General features: G+C 57.3%; 17 protein-coding genes. 6 read left to right on the forward strand and 11 right to left on the reverse strand.

From position 1 onward, the window contains the following. Nucleotides 1-15: 15 nt before the first annotated feature. The 3 genes from AC2FF7_RS16390 to hmgA form a co-directional block, all read right to left on the reverse strand. Nucleotides 16-966, reverse strand: coding sequence for an MBL fold metallo-hydrolase (locus AC2FF7_RS16390; protein WP_496905963.1), 951 nt, complete (start codon nucleotides 964-966; stop codon nucleotides 16-18). 10 nt (nucleotides 967-976) lie between these two features. Further along, nucleotides 977-2,233: a fumarylacetoacetase gene (gene fahA / locus AC2FF7_RS16395; protein WP_480868098.1), complete on the reverse strand. Its 1,257-nt coding sequence runs from the start codon at nucleotides 2,231-2,233 to the stop codon at nucleotides 977-979. Between the two features lie 233 nt (nucleotides 2,234-2,466). Beyond that, nucleotides 2,467-3,822 (reverse strand): homogentisate 1,2-dioxygenase, encoded by a 1,356-nt coding sequence (hmgA, locus tag AC2FF7_RS16400; protein ID WP_480868097.1) that lies wholly within the window; start codon nucleotides 3,820-3,822, stop codon nucleotides 2,467-2,469. Between the two features lie 58 nt (nucleotides 3,823-3,880). On the opposite strand from hmgA, the gene AC2FF7_RS16405 reads away from it, so the two are divergent. Both AC2FF7_RS16405 and AC2FF7_RS16410 read left to right on the forward strand, forming a co-directional pair. Further along, entirely contained in the window at nucleotides 3,881-4,333 is a 453-nt protein-coding gene (locus AC2FF7_RS16405; RefSeq protein ID WP_480868096.1) for a MarR family winged helix-turn-helix transcriptional regulator, read from the forward strand. A 63-nt stretch (nucleotides 4,334-4,396) separates the two neighbouring features. Then, nucleotides 4,397-5,632, forward strand: coding sequence for an adenylate/guanylate cyclase domain-containing protein (locus tag AC2FF7_RS16410; protein WP_496905964.1), 1,236 nt, complete (start codon nucleotides 4,397-4,399; stop codon nucleotides 5,630-5,632). Nucleotides 5,633-5,759: 127 nt separating this feature from the next. Here AC2FF7_RS16410 and AC2FF7_RS16415 read toward each other — a convergent pair whose 3' ends face one another. Continuing rightward, nucleotides 5,760-6,542 (reverse strand): lysophospholipid acyltransferase family protein, encoded by a 783-nt coding sequence (locus AC2FF7_RS16415; protein WP_496905965.1) that lies wholly within the window; start codon nucleotides 6,540-6,542, stop codon nucleotides 5,760-5,762. A 294-nt stretch (nucleotides 6,543-6,836) separates the two neighbouring features. After that, a complete protein-coding gene (locus AC2FF7_RS16420; RefSeq protein WP_170356096.1) occupies nucleotides 6,837-7,646 on the reverse strand; it encodes a division plane positioning ATPase MipZ in 810 nt (269 codons plus the stop codon). 201 nt (nucleotides 7,647-7,847) lie between these two features. Here AC2FF7_RS16420 and AC2FF7_RS16425 point away from each other — a divergent pair, with 201 nt between their 5' ends. The 3 genes from AC2FF7_RS16425 to AC2FF7_RS16435 all read left to right on the forward strand — a co-directional run bounded on the left by AC2FF7_RS16425 (nucleotide 7,848) and on the right by AC2FF7_RS16435 (nucleotide 10,896). Then, nucleotides 7,848-8,735 carry an AEC family transporter gene (locus AC2FF7_RS16425; RefSeq protein ID WP_480868089.1) on the forward strand — a complete coding sequence of 296 codons (888 nt, stop codon included), beginning with the start codon at nucleotides 7,848-7,850 and terminating at the stop codon, nucleotides 8,733-8,735. A gap of 75 nt (nucleotides 8,736-8,810) precedes the next feature. Next, nucleotides 8,811-10,388 (forward strand): MFS transporter, encoded by a 1,578-nt coding sequence (locus AC2FF7_RS16430; RefSeq protein WP_170756529.1) that lies wholly within the window; start codon nucleotides 8,811-8,813, stop codon nucleotides 10,386-10,388. A gap of 190 nt (nucleotides 10,389-10,578) precedes the next feature. Further along, a complete protein-coding gene (locus AC2FF7_RS16435) occupies nucleotides 10,579-10,896 on the forward strand; it encodes a hypothetical protein (protein WP_496905966.1) in 318 nt (105 codons plus the stop codon). 79 nt (nucleotides 10,897-10,975) lie between these two features. On the opposite strand, the gene rpmE is transcribed toward AC2FF7_RS16435, so the two are convergent. Next, nucleotides 10,976-11,197, reverse strand: coding sequence for a 50S ribosomal protein L31 (gene rpmE / locus AC2FF7_RS16440; protein ID WP_170356099.1), 222 nt, complete (start codon nucleotides 11,195-11,197; stop codon nucleotides 10,976-10,978). 11 nt (nucleotides 11,198-11,208) lie between these two features. After that, the gene (rplS, locus tag AC2FF7_RS16445) at nucleotides 11,209-11,592 is read right to left on the reverse strand and encodes a 50S ribosomal protein L19 (RefSeq protein WP_170328369.1); all 384 of its coding nucleotides are present in this window, start codon (nucleotides 11,590-11,592) and stop codon (nucleotides 11,209-11,211) included. Between the two features lie 367 nt (nucleotides 11,593-11,959). On the opposite strand from rplS, the gene AC2FF7_RS16450 reads away from it, so the two are divergent. Continuing rightward, the gene (locus AC2FF7_RS16450) at nucleotides 11,960-12,757 is read left to right on the forward strand and encodes a glycoside hydrolase family 25 protein (protein WP_170356100.1); all 798 of its coding nucleotides are present in this window, start codon (nucleotides 11,960-11,962) and stop codon (nucleotides 12,755-12,757) included. Here the strand turns inward: AC2FF7_RS16450 and trmD are convergent. Genes trmD through AC2FF7_RS16470 form a run of 4 tightly spaced genes read right to left on the reverse strand, consistent with a single transcriptional unit; the run spans nucleotide 12,754 to nucleotide 15,011 of the window. Further along, a complete protein-coding gene (trmD, locus tag AC2FF7_RS16455) occupies nucleotides 12,754-13,557 on the reverse strand; it encodes a tRNA (guanosine(37)-N1)-methyltransferase TrmD (protein WP_170754985.1) in 804 nt (267 codons plus the stop codon). The two genes, AC2FF7_RS16450 and trmD, sit on opposite strands and share 4 nt — an antisense overlap. Next, nucleotides 13,554-14,369, reverse strand: a complete 816-nt coding sequence (locus AC2FF7_RS16460) for a hypothetical protein (protein ID WP_496905967.1) — start codon at nucleotides 14,367-14,369, stop codon at nucleotides 13,554-13,556. The genes trmD and AC2FF7_RS16460 overlap by 4 nt, the downstream gene beginning before the upstream one ends. Continuing rightward, nucleotides 14,369-14,872, reverse strand: a complete 504-nt coding sequence (rimM, locus tag AC2FF7_RS16465) for a ribosome maturation factor RimM (protein ID WP_170754989.1) — start codon at nucleotides 14,870-14,872, stop codon at nucleotides 14,369-14,371. The genes AC2FF7_RS16460 and rimM overlap by 1 nt, the downstream gene beginning before the upstream one ends. Then, nucleotides 14,865-15,011, reverse strand: coding sequence for a hypothetical protein (locus tag AC2FF7_RS16470; protein WP_480868083.1), 147 nt, complete (start codon nucleotides 15,009-15,011; stop codon nucleotides 14,865-14,867). The genes rimM and AC2FF7_RS16470 overlap by 8 nt, the downstream gene beginning before the upstream one ends. Nucleotides 15,012-15,014 lie beyond the last annotated feature (3 nt).

A 15,014-nucleotide genomic window follows, 5' to 3' on the forward strand; every position in this document is an offset into this window, starting at 1 on the left:
TGCGACGGTTTGTCCTTAACCTTGCAGGGCCTCCCACATGTCCAGATCGCGTTGGGCGGTCCAGATGCGTGGCGTGTCAATACCGCGCGCCTCGTCATAGGCGCGGGCTACGTTGAAGGGCAGGCAGTGTTCATAGATCGCGTAATCCGCGAATTTCGGGTCACATTCAGCGCGCACGGCGTCCCATGCTTCTTTCAAAGAACCACCACGTGCCGCGATCTTTGCTGCAGGGCGATATGTGCTGTCGACGAAATCACGGGTGCTTTCAATAGCTGCATTCACCATCTCTTTCCCGATCAGGGCGTCTCCGCGTCCCGGAGCGATGGCGTCGACGTCGAACAGGCTGATTGCATCCAAGGTATCACCCCAGTCGCCGAAATGCCCATCGCCGCAATAGCAAGCCGATTGGTATTCGATGATGTCGCCGGTGAACATGACGTTCTGATCGGGTACATGAATGACGATATCACCCGCCGTATGAGCGCGGCCCAGATGCATTAGGTCAACCCGGCGATTGCCCAGATAGACCGTCATTGTGTCGCTGAAGGTGGTGGTGGGCCATGTGAGGCCGGGAATGCTCTCGTGCCCTTCAAACAGGCGAGGGAAGCGTTGGAATTCGCTATCCCAATCCTCCTGCCCGCGTTCCACGACCATCGCACGGGCCATGTCCGACATCAGGATCTGCTGTGCTCCATACGCGCTGGCGCCCAGCACACGCACGGCGTGATAGTGGGTTAGCGCCACGTGGGTGATTGGCTTGTCAGTGACCGAGCGGACGCAGTCGATGACTTTTTGTGCCAAACGTGGTGTCGCTTGGGCCTCGACAATCATGACGCTGTCATCGCCAATAATCACGCCGGAATTCGGGTCGCCTTCGGCGGTGAACGCATAGAGCCCGTCACCGATTTCGGTAAATGAGGTCTTCTTCTCGGACATGTCCCCCTGGGACGCGAATGCTTTGGCCATGTTGGGTTCCTTATCGTGCGAATGGGTTTTCTAGTGCGGGCAATACTGTTCCCACGCAATCGCCAAAGCCGATCGAATAACCGTCGCCTTTTGCCGCGCCGGTCAGGGTCATGGTGTCGCCGTCTTCGATAAAGTGGCGGGTCTCGCCCGTGTCCAGCGTCAGCGGTTCCTTCCCGCCCCAGCTGAGTTCCAATAGCGAGCCGCGTTCAGGTTTTGTTGGCCCCGAGATGGTGCCTGAGCCCAGCAGGTCGCCCGTGTTCATTGGGCAGCCCGATGTCGTGTGGTGCGCCAGTTGCTGCGCGGCAGAGTAATACATCTCACGGTAGTTGGTGCGGGCGATGGTGCTTGCTGGTTTTCCGGACGGAGCCATCGTGATGGAAAGGTCGACGTCGTACAACATTGGGCCGCAATCCTTGAGGTGATCCAACAGCTCATGCTCGCGCGCGGGTGTTTCACAGCGGAAGGGCTCAAGCGCTGCCTTGGTCACGATCCACGGGCTGATTGACGTGGCTGTAGCTTTGGCCTGAAACGGTCCGAGCGGCTGGTATTCCCACGCCTGGATATCGCGCGCGGACCAATCGTTTAGCAGCACATAACCAAAGATGTTGTCGTCCGCCTCTTGGACCGAGATCGGACCGTCCGATGGTGTGCCTACGATGGCGCCCATCTCAAGCTCAATGTCAAAACGGCGGCTGGGCAGAAAGGCGGGACGGTCATGATCGGGCGATTTCAGCTGGCCCCAGGGACGGCGAATATCTGTCCCCGACACAACGACAGAAGAGGCGCGGCCATTATAGCCGATCGGAATGTGCAGCCAATTGGGGGGCAGGGCATTCTCTGACCCGCGGAACATGGTGCCGACATTTTGCGCGTGGTGACGACCTGCATAGAAGTCTGTGTACTCACTGACCGCGAAGGGCATATGCAATACGGCGTCGCTCTGCGCCACAAGCAGAGGCTCAACCCTGTCTTGCTCTTCTGATCCCTCGGCCAAAAGGCTGGTCAGGCGCGCGCGAAGGGCGGCCCAGACGGCGGGGCCTTGCTCCATCAACGGGTTCCAGAAGGGCAGGTCGAACAGGGGTTCGTCAATCAGGTTAATCAGACCTTCGGCCTCGGCGCTGGTGATGTCGAAAATCAAGTCCCCGATTGCAACGCCACAGCGCGGCTCGGCACCTTCTGTCGCGAAAATACCATAAGGTAAGTTGTTCAGCGGAAAGGGATGGGTCGCGTTATTGGCCGAGGCGATCCAGGATTTCAAAAGGGTCATTGGCGTTCCTTGTCGTCTTTTTCGGTGCGACTCGATAAGGGGCGCGCCGTTTGTGCCTGTTTCTGTTGATCAGTCGTTCAAGTCGGTTCCGCCGGATGAGCCGTCCTGCCGGTGGCCGGGCATTGGATTGTGGTTGTAGTGGTCCCGCTTGCCGTTCCAGCGCGCACGCCGACTCCAAAGAAACAAGCATGCGAAGCCTAGGAAAACAGCAATTACTATGTAACCAGCATCCATCACTTTTTCCCTGCCGTTCCGTCGAACTTTTTCTCAAGAGAGGTCCAACAGTCAATGTAGTCGTCCTGCAGGGGCGCTTCGTTTGCGGCAAACGGGGTCAGGTGCTGCGGAAAGCGGGTTTCGAACATGAAGGACATGGTATTGTCCAACTTGTCCGGCCCGAGGTTTGCATTCGACGCTTTGTCAAAGGCTTCGCGGTCCGGCCCGTGTGGCAGCATCATGTTGTGCAGGCTCATCCCGCCGGGAACAAAGCCCCGCGGTTTGGCGTCATATTGGCCGTAGATATTGCCCATTAGCTCGGACATGATGTTCTTGTGATACCAGGGCGGGCGGAAGGTGTCCTCGGCCACCATCCAGCGTTCCCGGAACAGGACAAAGTCGATATTGGCCGTCCCCGGCTGACCTGATGGGGCCGTCAGAACGGTAAAGATCGACGGGTCGGGATGATCAAACAGGATCGCGCCGACCGGGCAATAGGTGCGCAGGTCGTATTTGTAGGGCGCGTAATTGCCATGCCATGCGACCACGTCCAACGGGCTTTGGTCGATTTGAGTTTTATGGAACTGCCCGCACCATTTGACGGTGACGGTCGAGGGCACTTCTCGGTCTTCAAACGCCGCGACCGGGGCCTTGAAGTCACGCGGGTTGGCCATGCAGTTGGCGCCGATCGGGCCACGTCCCGGAAGTTCGAATTTCTGCCCGTAGTTTTCACATACAAAGCCGCGAGCAGGACCGTCCAGAACTTCTACGCGATACACAAGTCCGCGCGGTAGAATAGCGATCTCTTTGGGTTCCAAATCAATGATCCCCAGCTCAGTTGCGAAACGTAGGCGGCCTTCCTGTGGCACCACCAGCAGCTCGGAATCGGCCGAGAAGAAATATTCGTCCACCATGGAATCTGTGACCAGATAGATGTGGCTGGCCATGCCCACTTGCGTGTTTACGTCGCCCGCCGTGGTCATGGTGCGCATACCTGACAGCCATGTCAGGCCCTCGTCGGAATGCGGTACTGCATCCCAGCGATACTGCCCCAGGCTGATCACATCGGGATCAACGCAAGGGGCAGATTTCCACAGTGGCAGATCGACTTTCTCATACCTGTGTGAATGCTTGACCGAGGGCCGGATGCGATAGCACCACGTCCGTTCGGGCGGGTTTGCAGTAAAGGCCGTTCCGCTCAGCTGTTCGCCATAGAGGCCGTAGTTGCAGCGTTGTGGGCTGTTCATGCCTTGTGGCAACGCGCCGGGCAGGGCCTCGGTTTCAAAGTCGTTCCCGAAGCCGGGCATATAGCCTGCGTGTGTGCCAACGGTGCTGCTGGCTTGGGTCATCTGGTGTGGATCAGTCGGACGGTTCATCCTGTACTCCTCCTCTTTGTTGCTTGTGAAATAATAGTTGATTTTGTAACTAACAAGCATGACAGACACTGACCCCGAAAAAAATGATGCCTTTGATCTGCAGGATTTCCTTCCTTATCTGCTGAATAGAGCGGCCGAGGAGTGCTCGTTGGAGTTTCAACGGGTCTACAAAGAACGGTACGGGATGCTTCGCACCGAATGGCGGGTGTTGTTTCATTTGGGTAATTACGGCGAGATGACGGCCAAAGAAATTGGTGAGCGGGCTCGCATTCACAAAACCAAGATCAGTCGCGCCGTCAGCAAGCTTGAGCAACGGCGATACTTAACGCGTACACCCAGCCAGAATGACCGCCGGGTCGAGCATCTGACGCTGACCTCGGCGGGGCAGTCGGTTTACCGGGACCTGCGCGAGGTCGCCAAGCGATACGACGCCAGATTGGCCAACATGATTGGGCTGGATGACGCCTCTCAGCTCCGCGGGATGTTGAGAAAGCTGGCGGATATGGGGTGACCTCTGGTAATTGTCGTCCATTGCCCCCAGATGACGTGCAGAGCGGACATAGGATAACAATAAATGGCAGCCCCGGACCCCAACGCGGCGAAATCAACCGATTTGATCAACTGGATAGTGACACGCGGCCTTGAGGGCGCGGACAAGGAAGAATTGCTGGATGGGTATTGTACCCGTCTAGTCGAACTTGGCGTGCCATTGATGCGGTTTCACGCGGCCCAATCGGCCCTGCACCCTGTCTATGGCGGTACTGGCTATAGCTGGTATCAGGGACGAGGTGGAGATTATCAAAAATTCAAGTATTCCGAAGATGTCAGCGAGGATTGGCAGAACAGTCCTTTGTTCGCGATCCTCAATGACGACATCGACTATGTGCATGAACGCATCGTCGATCAGAACGAACCCAGTAAATACCCTCTGATCAATGAGCTTCGAGAGGTTGGTGCAACTGATTACTATGCCACCAGCGTGGCTTTTGACGTGCCAACGCACAACATGCCGCCCGATGCCAAAAAGACGGTGGACGGGGTGCTTTTGTCCTGGACGTCGAACGCGCCGGAAGGATTTCGAGACAGCGATCTGGAACTGATCCACACCGCGTTGCCTCATCTTGGGTTGGCGCTGAAATCGGCTTCGAATGCGCGAGTCTCCAAAGATCTTATGCGCGTGTATCTGGGCCGCGATGCCGGTCGCCGCGTGCTGTCCGGCGAGATTCGACGCGGGTCATTGCAGCAAATCGATGCTGTGATTTGGAATTTCGACCTTGAAGGGTTCACCAGCCTGTCCGAAGAGCTGCCGGGAAACGAGATCATCGACATGCTTAATGATTACCTCGCGGTTGCGGTGGGCGTGGTGCATGACAACGACGGAAATATCCTGAAGTTCATGGGCGACGGGTTGATGGCCATGTTTGATGTTGGCGATATTGATGCGGACGCGCGGGCTGCGCTGAAGGCTGTGCCGATGCTGCAATCCCGGATCGAAGAGTTGAATGCCGCGCGCGAAGCAGATGGTTTGCCGGTGGCCAATTACACGCTGGCCCTGCATTCCGGCGAAATTCTCTATGGCAATATCGGGTCGGAAAGCCGGTTGGATTTCACTGTCATTGGCCCGGCGGTGAACCAGACTGCGCGTATTGCCGGGATGCATCGGTCTTTGGGTCAGCGCATTTTGATCTCGGATGACGTGGCTCGGGCTGCTCAGCCTTGCGGCAAGGAATTGATCTCGGTCGGGCGCTACATGCTGCGTGGCGTGCCCGAACCGAAAGAGCTGTTTACGGTCTACTGGCCAGGAGATTAGGCGTCGGCTGCGAGCGCACCGCAGCCGGTTCCGCTTAACATCAGAAAACTGCTACTGACGAAAGGTTGTCAATGAAGGCGTCGATCCAGTCGATCTGCTGGCATAACAGTGAACGTCTCTTGGATGATTAGCGACGCATTCGATTATTGAAAACGGCCATCATCGAATTTCTCAATCGAGACACGTCTTCGTCTACTGAAGCGGATGGGTCGCATTCGAATGGCGGCAGAACCTCGACCCGGATCGTTCCACTTTTTGGGAGGTGTTTGCCGCGTGGCAACAAGCGATCAGAATCGTGGATGACGATGGGTCGGATTGTCCGGCCCGTATTGCGCGCGGCCAATACAGCTCCCGCCTTGAAGGTGCCAAGACTTTCGGACCGGGTGCGTGTGCCCTCAGGGAACAGCACGACAGAGCAGCGTGCGGGCATTGCTTGGATAGCAGCGGTAAGTGTTTCAAGCGCTACACTGCCGCTCTTGCGGTCAACCTCAACAAGCCCGGCGCCCTTGAACCCACGGCGTAAAAGGGCCGCGTCGCAGAGTTCTTTCTTGGCGGCAAAGGTGATCCACTTGGCCTCTGGCAGAGCATCCATCAGGGCGAAGCCATCCAGATGGCTGCGGTGGTTGATCACAATGATGCTGCCGGTGTCGGCGGATAACATTGCCACTTCTGCCTGTGTCATCTCGGTCCGGATGCTCAGCAACCATAAAAGTCGCGAACAAGCACGTTTGACCAGTCGCCAGTACCAGCCGCGAAAGCCCCGCCGTTTACTGCAGAGTAAGGGCACAAACGCAACGAAAAGGAAATATACCGGGCCCAGCAGGAACAGCGTCATGCGCTTGATGATGCGCACGCCGGTTGAGTCTATTGCCGCAGGTGCGGCTCGTTCTTCCGGACGTTGCAGTGACATGGATTCCGTTGCAAGTGTTGCTGTCCTGGGGATGGCCACAAGGGTCCTTCGTCTGGCTTTCGCTGCCTGCCCTCTGGGCGCGTGGCCTGACAAACACCCAGCGCACTGCCTCTATGGGGCAATGGCGAAGACACATCAACAAAAAGTCGCGCACAGACTAGACTTCAATGATTAGTTCGGACTTCAAAAGTGGATACTTCGCCGGGCGCGAATGTCCGGTAGTACAGTTTGTGACAGTTCGACCCGAGGGCTTGGGCGGCAGAAAAATCCGTAAATTTGACTTGCGAGAGGTACCTAAAAGTCGATTTCGACGCCCGGCAGGTTCAGCTCTTTCATCATGTCTCGCAGTTCCTGACGGGCCGCGATGTTCGAGATGTTGAGCTGTTTGACCCCGATATCCTTGAGGTCCAGCAAAGTCAGGCCGCGTGGGAAAAGTTCGCGAAAGACGACCCGCTCGGAAAAGCCCGAGGCGACGCGGAAGCCGATGCGTTGCGACAGCATCTCGATCGCGCGCTGCATTTTTTCCTTGTTGACCATGCGCTGGGTTCCGACACGGTTTCTTACGACGACCCAGTCAATGGGCTTCAATCCGGCCTGTGCCCGCAACTGGCGCGCGTTCCATACCATCTCGGAATAGACCGAAGGACCAAGGATTTTCTCGCCTTTCGAGTCAATGCGGGCCAGCAAGTCAAAGTCGATGAAACTGTCGTTCAGCGGTGTGATCAGCGTATCGGCCAGCGAATGTGCAACCTGGCTGAGACGGGTGTGCGAGCCTGGGCAGTCGATCAGGATGAAGTCACTGTCGCTTTCCAGTTCTGCCACGGCGGCTGAAAGGCGGTGGTCATAAATGTTCTCGCCCGGTTTCAGCTTGGTCGCGTCAATCTCGGGCAGGTCATGATGGCGGGGGCTGGGAAGAGACAGGTCCGAGTTTTTCAGGAAATTGGCACGGTTTTCGAAGTACCGGCCAAGGCTGCGTTGGCGCAAATCCAGATCCAGAGTGCTGACCTTGTGACCCAGCCGCGCCAGCGCAGTGGCCACATGCATCGAGACGGTCGATTTGCCCGCGCCGCCCTTCTCGTTCCCCACTACGATAATGTGTGCCATGCCTGTATTCCCAAGTCCCGCCGTGTTTGACCACACGTTGTTGAACACCACTATATGTTGTGGAAACGTGGAAGGGAAGAACCCGAAACGCCATTCTGAAAGCCTGTTGCGAATTCATAGACCCAAGAATGGACGTGCTGCTTGCCAGTTTGGCACCCTTGTCTCACTGTGGGCCTGAGGCGGCAGCGGGAAGGGCTTGAGATGGAACAGATATTCCTGAATGTGCTCAATGTGGTGCTGCCTGTACTTATCTGCGCGGGGATCGGTTACGTTTTGGCCATCACTCGGGCGCCTTTCGACAACACAGTTGTTGGCGGGATCGTTTCTCGGGTCGGGTATCCGACGCTGATTATCTCGCATCTGTCGACAACGAATATTGCCGTTGGCACATTTGTCGACGTCATGGCTGCCGCGGCTCTGGCGATTGCGGGCTTCGGCATTTTGGGATTGGTCGCGCTTAGGGCAATTCAGTTGCCGGTGCGGGCATTTCTGACTCCGTTGATGCATGGGAATGTCGGGAATATCGGTCTGCCGATTACTCTGCTGGCGCTGGGCGATGCCGGGATGGCCTACACGATGGCGTTCGTGGTCGTCGTGTTGATCAGTATCTTTACCGTAGGCATGTGGATACCGGCCGGAGCGTTCTCGGCCAAAAAGCTGGTAACCTCGCCTATTATCTATGCTGTCGCCATTTCGCTGGGCCTGATGGCGACTGGGTACAGCTTGCCTGCACCCGTGGCCAAATCGTTCGACATCCTGGGCGGCCTTTCGATCCCACTTATGCTTTTGACGCTGGGCCACACACTGGCTGGCCTACGCGTTCAAAGCTTGGGCCGGTCAGTGGTGCTGACCATGTTGCACCTTGGGATGGCGGTACTGATTGCCTCAGTGTTGGTTTGGACCTTCGGGTTCACAGGGGCTGAACGTGGGGCGGTCATCCTGTGTTGTCTGATGCCGTCATCGGTCGCAACTTATCTGTTCGTTGATCAGCACATGCCCGAATACGGACCGGACGTTGCGGGGTTCATTCTGGTTTCGACATTGGTAACCATTCTCGTTTTACCGTTGGCGTTGTCTTACTGGATCTGACCTTATGTCGAAGGATGAACTCTGCTAAGATTCTGATGTGGCGGGTAAATACCCAGCGGATACGAGGGCTTGGCGATGTCGGATGCGAAATCACCTCAGCACAAAGCGCGTGTTGTTTTGGCAATGACGGCGATTTGTATGATGGTGGTTGGTTTCAATACGACGGCTGTTGCCACGATCCTGCCCAACCTCAAGGCCGAGTTTGACCTTACTCCCGCAGAGCTTCAATGGGTGATGGCGACCTATACCGTCGCTAGTGCTTCGCTTGTTACAATTGTTAGCCGACTGGGCGATATAACGGGCAAAATGGGCGTGTTCTTCTTTGGAATGATAGTGTTTGCCCTTGGTTCAGCGACTGTACTGTTTGCGCATGACGGAGCGATGCTACTGAGTGGACGCGCCGCGCAAGGTGCAGGGGCAGCGGCTTTGTTCGGAACGTCTCTTTCCTTGCTGACGGCTGCAACGCCCGAAGATCAGAGGGCAAGCGTCACCGGGGCCTGGGGCGCAATTGTAGGGTTGGCGATTGGCGTGGGCCCTATCTTGGGTGGGGCATTTGCTCATTACATCAGCTGGAGAGCCGTTTTTGCCACCGACCTGATCTTGCTGGCCGGCGCTTTTGCCATAGGTCTAACGGTCAGCAGGCGGGGCTATGTACCCGACACGCGGCTTGCGGGCGCAAGATTTGACTACGTTGGCGCAAGCGCTGTTCTATTGTTTCTTGGGCCGTTGTCTTTTGCACTCAGCAATGGCGAAAGCGCTGGATGGGATACGCCTTCGACATTGGTGCCGCTGGCGGTCTCCGCATTCGCAATGGTTTGTATTGTCATCGCTTCGCGCCGCAGCCAAGACCCTCTGATCGAACTGCGATACTTTCGCCACCCGCGTTACTTCATGGCTGCGGCTGGCATGTTTTTGACCGGGTTTACCCTGTTCGGATTTTTTGTCTATTTCAACACGTTCGTACAGTCACCCGACGCCTTCGGATATACGTCGGTCGAGGCCGGGTTGGCGATCATGCCGCTTAGTCTAAGCATGTTTGTCATCTCGGTCACCGCGCCGCGTTTCCTCGCGCCCTACAGTTTCCAATGGCCTGTTGCGATAGGGTTGGGGTTGATGGCGGTTGGGTTCCTTTCGCTGACCGCAACTACGAACACAACACAATACGCCGAGATTTGGTGGAAACTTATGATTGTCGGCATTGGTCTAGGTATCTGTTTTTCATTGCTGCCACGCCTTGGGTTGCGCCTGCTACCCGAAAGGCACGTGGGGCAAGGTTCCGGTGTGATCAATGCGTGTTTGTATTTCGGCGCTACGCTTGGTGCCGTCGTTTGTGGCCTGGCCGAGGCCCTCACAACCCGTAAGGGACTGTCAGAAGTAATCAACGCCTTGCCTGTCGGATCGGCCCCGCGCGAGGATCTGGCGCATGCGCTCACCCATGGTTCACCCAGTCAGATTCAGCAGATTCTGGCGGATCTGAAGCCAAATGCCGGAAGCGCGCTGGCCAAGGCCCTTCGGGATCTTCAGGACAATGCCTTTGACAGCGCCATGGTCTTTACAGCGATGGCAGCCTTGTTGGGGATGGCGTTGGCGCTGCTATTGCTGCGTGGACCAATTCCACCACTGCACAGCGCTGCCGATTTGACAGCCAATTAGACTAGAGCCACTAGCGTCGAGGAGCACCCAAGTGGGATGGTCACTTGGAAAATAGGGATCAAATTAGGATGTGAGCATTGGCTGTTGAAGGCATTTCCCCTGCTGTTAGTTTCCCGAAATTGGGACTGTAGAAAGCCCCGCTGTTTTCTATGACGGGCGAACTGTATTTTTGTCTTACGAAATTGCACCGGTGTCGGGCGGCGGGGTCGCGATACTGAAATTTGATGATGTTATCGAATTTCGGATAGATCCAATGAATGTCGAAGGTTTGCGGGCCGCCGAGTTCCCTGTCAAACCATGGGACTTTCAAGAGGTCACGGGATCAGAAAAAACCGAACGCTGGAAGGCTTTGAAACCCCGCTTTTGGACGATCTCCTTCAACGATGAAACGATTGAAGTCGTCTTCAAGCAAGTTGAACTGATTGACCGAACACATGAAGCCACAGCTCCTGATGCGGCTTTGATGGAGCTGCTCGCATCGAACCAGGCGGATCGATTCCAACCGTAGCCAGCGCCACATGCCGCTGAGAAGATAAACAAAAAGGCCGCCCCTTGGGACGGCCTTTCGCATCTGAAATGGATCTGGCTTAGAAGCCCAGACCTTCGTATTTCTTCTTGAATTTCGACACGCGGCCGCCGGCGTCCATCAGGCGGGCGCCGCCACCGGTCCATGCGGGGTGCACGGAGGGGTCGATTTCCAGGGCCAGCTGGTCGCCTTCGGCACCCCAGGTGGATTTCATCTTGATCACTGTGCCATCGGTCAGTTTGACGTCGATGAAGTGGTAGTCGGGATGGATGTCTTTTTTCATCTTTCCGCTCCTTACGCCTCGGCGCCTGCCTTGGGCTTGTAGTTGGTGACTTCGGCGATACGCGCGGATTTACCACGGCGCGAGCGCAGATAGTACAGTTTGGCGCGACGGACGCGGCCACGGCGGACGACGGTGATGCTGTCGATGTTGGTCGAATGCAGCGGGAACACACGCTCCACGCCTTCGCCGAACGAGATTTTGCGGACGGTGAACGAACCGGCGATGCCGCTGCCACCTTTGCGCGCGATGCAAACACCTTCGTAGTTCTGCACACGGGTACGCGACCCTTCGGTCACTTTAAAGCCGACACGGATGGTGTCACCGGCTTTGAAATCGGGGATGTCCTTCCCCAGGGCGGCAATCTGTTCCGCCTCAAGCTGTGCGATCAGGTCCATCGCATTCACTCCTATCTGCTCGTGGTTGGTCCACGAAGTTTGGGCACGGGCTGAGAGCTCTTGGTCTTCACCGGGTCCTGCATGCAGCCCGCCAGAGGTCAGATCGAATGTTCCTTAGTCCAGTTTGTTCCGCCGCGCCGTGGCCGAAGAAAGCCGGGCGTCACGACATGGACCAAACCAAAACACCGGAGTCGCATGACGCGGCACCGGATTGCGGTCGTTTAAGGGCATTATGTGCAGGGATCAAGCCCAAAATGCTGTGAAACGGTGGGATTCCGCCGCCTCAAAACAGCATCGTTGCTTTGATCTGTCGATCAGGCATTCTGAGGGCAATTACAAGAGCAGTCATTTCAAACAGGAACTGATCATGCGCACTGCATTGATGCTTGCTGTCGCGGCTTTTGCCATCCTGTCCTGCGGTCGCAGCAGTCCGCCGCCGCAACAGGTCGAGGCCAACGCGTTTCTGGACACGACCTCACCTGCGGTGATTTTCCCGGCTTTCGGCGATGCTGATCCGCACCCGTGGGAGGGGCGCCATCCAGGCCACTATCCCGTGCACGGGCTGGACGTGTCGCGCTGGCAAGGGCCGATTGACTGGCAAAAGGCCAAGGCATCGGGTGTTAGCTTTGTGTTCATCAAGGCGACTGAGGGTGGTGATGTAGCTGATCCGATGTTTGCAAGTCACAGCAGCGGAGCAAAGGCCGCCGGAGTGCCTTGGGGGGCCTATCACTATTACTATTTCTGCCGCCCAGCGCGCGAGCAGGCGCGGTGGTTCATCCAGAATGTTCCCAAAGGATCGGACCTTCCGCATGTTCTGGATATGGAGTGGACGCCCCATTCCAAGACCTGCACTCTACGCCCAGACGGTGCGACCGTTCGCGCCGAAGCTCAACGGTTTCTCGATATTCTCGAACGTCATTATGGGCGGCGTCCGATTGTCTACACGACTGTGGACTTTTATGCTGACACAGACATCGGGCGCCTGCCCAAGACAGAGTTCTGGCTGAGGTCCGTCGCCGGGCATCCAAGGAACGTTTATCCCAATGCGATTTGGCGGTTCTGGCAATACACGGGCACGGGGCTTGTGCCCGGTGTGCAGGGACCAGTGGACATCAACACCTTCAACGGCCCGCCCGAGATTTGGGCGCGGTGGAAGAACGGCTAGTCTTCGGACTTGGCTTTGGAGTAGGCGTCCCACAAGTCGGGGCGGCGTTCCTGTGTGATCCGCTCGGACATCTCATGCCGCCAATTGGCAATGCGCCCGTGATGGCCCGACATCAGAATGTCCGGGATCAGGCGGCCCTTCCATTCGGCGGGGCGTGTGTATTGCGGGTGTTCCAGCAGGCCCGAGGAAAAGCTCTCCTCCTCAGCCGAAGCCTGATTGCCCAAAACGCCGGGGATCAGCCTTACGGTGGCGTCGATCAAAGCCTGCGCGGCAATCTCACCGCCGGTCATGACGAAATCGCCTAAGGAGACCTCTTGCACGCCGTAATGCTCCAGAACGCGCTCATCGACGCCTTCGAACCGGCCACACAGCAGGGTCATGCCGTCACAGCGCGCCAGATTCTGCATCATGCGCTGATCCATCCGGCGGCCACGCGGGCTGAGGTAGATCAGCGGCCAGTTACCCCGCGCCCCCGCCATCGTGTGTTCAATCGCCTCGCCCAGTACATCGGCGCGCAACACCATGCCCGCGCCGCCGCCGGCGGGCGTGTCATCCACATTGCGGTGCTTACCGACGCCGAACTGGCGCAGATCGACGGTTTCCAACTGCCACAGACCCTCTTGCAGCGCCTTGCCGGTCAGGCTTTCGCCCAACACACCGGGAAAAGCTGAAGGGAACAGAGTGATGATCTTAGCCTTCCACACCCCATGCAGGTCGGGCGTTGGGGTCAGCAGCTCACGCGGTTTCAGGGTCGGGCGGATCGCCTTGCGCCCATGAGATTTCGATGGTTTTTCGGTCATGTCGCACCCATCAGCGCCTGCTGCGCCCGTTCAACTACCGCGGCCTTTTGCGCGACCAAGGCGGCTTCGTCCAGACGTGATCTGTTCAGGTCCAGTAATTCGGCCAAAACGTCCTCGGGCAGTCGAGTGTTCGATTTGGAGGGCGGAACCAGCTGCTGCGCCTTGTCATGAGGCAAGTCCAGATACTCGGCAAAAGGCGCACCCGGCCCGAATTGACGCAATTGCAGCTCCTCCAGCCATTCCGTGTTCACGGTGACGGTGGGCAGCTTGTCACGAATCTGGTTTACGGTTTCTTGCAACGAGGGCAAATGGTCGATGCTGTCGCGGAATGTATCGAAATCCTGCACTTGTCGCATTCGCTGCAAATCATGGGCCCAAAGGCTGCGCAACCAACTGCCCCGCTGACGCAAAGACAGGTAAAGCGTGATCTCGACCTCTTGCCCGGAAAACCTCTGGTGGATCGAATCCACAAGACAGGCGGCCAGATCGGGGGCTGCCGCGTAGCCCTGTTCCAGATTGCGACTGGGGCGGAGGCCCGCGAAGTTTTCCTCGCTGAGGATCAAACCGCGCTTTTCCCCGAAATCCAGCGAGTCGAGGAAGTCGCGCATCTGGCTGCCGAACTCGGACAAGGTGCCGACGGTGCCATAAACGGAATGGTTGGTCGCTGCCCGCGACAGGCCCGAATTGCGCGTCCGATAGGGCAGGACCAACGCGAAATGCGGCCAGATCAACTCGCGATTTTCATAAAGGAAAGACTGTGCCGCAGTGGTGCCGGTCTTGTGCAGGCCCAGATGCAGCAGGACGCGGCGCATCAGATCAGCCCTTCGGGCGGGTCGGCGATGATGCGGCCTTGATCCAGATCGACCGTGGGGACGGCCTCAAGCGTGAAGGGCAGCAGAACGGTCGCCTTCAGCCCCGGCCCGTGCAGTTCCAGCAGGTCGGCAGCGCCGTGGTTTTGCACCGATTTTACCCGGCCCAGCAGGGTGCCGCCGGTGTCATAGACCTCAAGCCCGATCAGGTCGGTGTGATAGAATTCATCATCGGGCAACGAGGGCAGTTGATCACGCCGCGCAAACAGACGCAGACCTTTCAGCGCATCGGCTTGTTCCTTGGTTTCAACTCCGCCCAGACGCGCCGCAAAGCCATTCTTGATCGACCGGGTCAGGACCAGCGGATAGCGTTCGCCACCGGCCTCGTCCGTCAGGGGGGAATAAGCTTCGATATCCTCGGGGATGGCGCAATAGCTCTTTAGCCGCACTTCACCGCGTACGCCATACGATCCCGCAATGCTGCCGACGCAGATCAGATCACTCATTTGCCCCATCCGTAACACAAAACCCATCATCCCATTGTCCTATCCCTTCGCACGCCTCGCGTTGGTTCGAGCGTTCGAAGAACACGCCGACAATAAAGGCGGTCATCAACAGGATGGGAAGGCGTAATAACCCGAACATGCG

The organism is Ruegeria sp. YTSC325, from assembly GCF_059609525.1.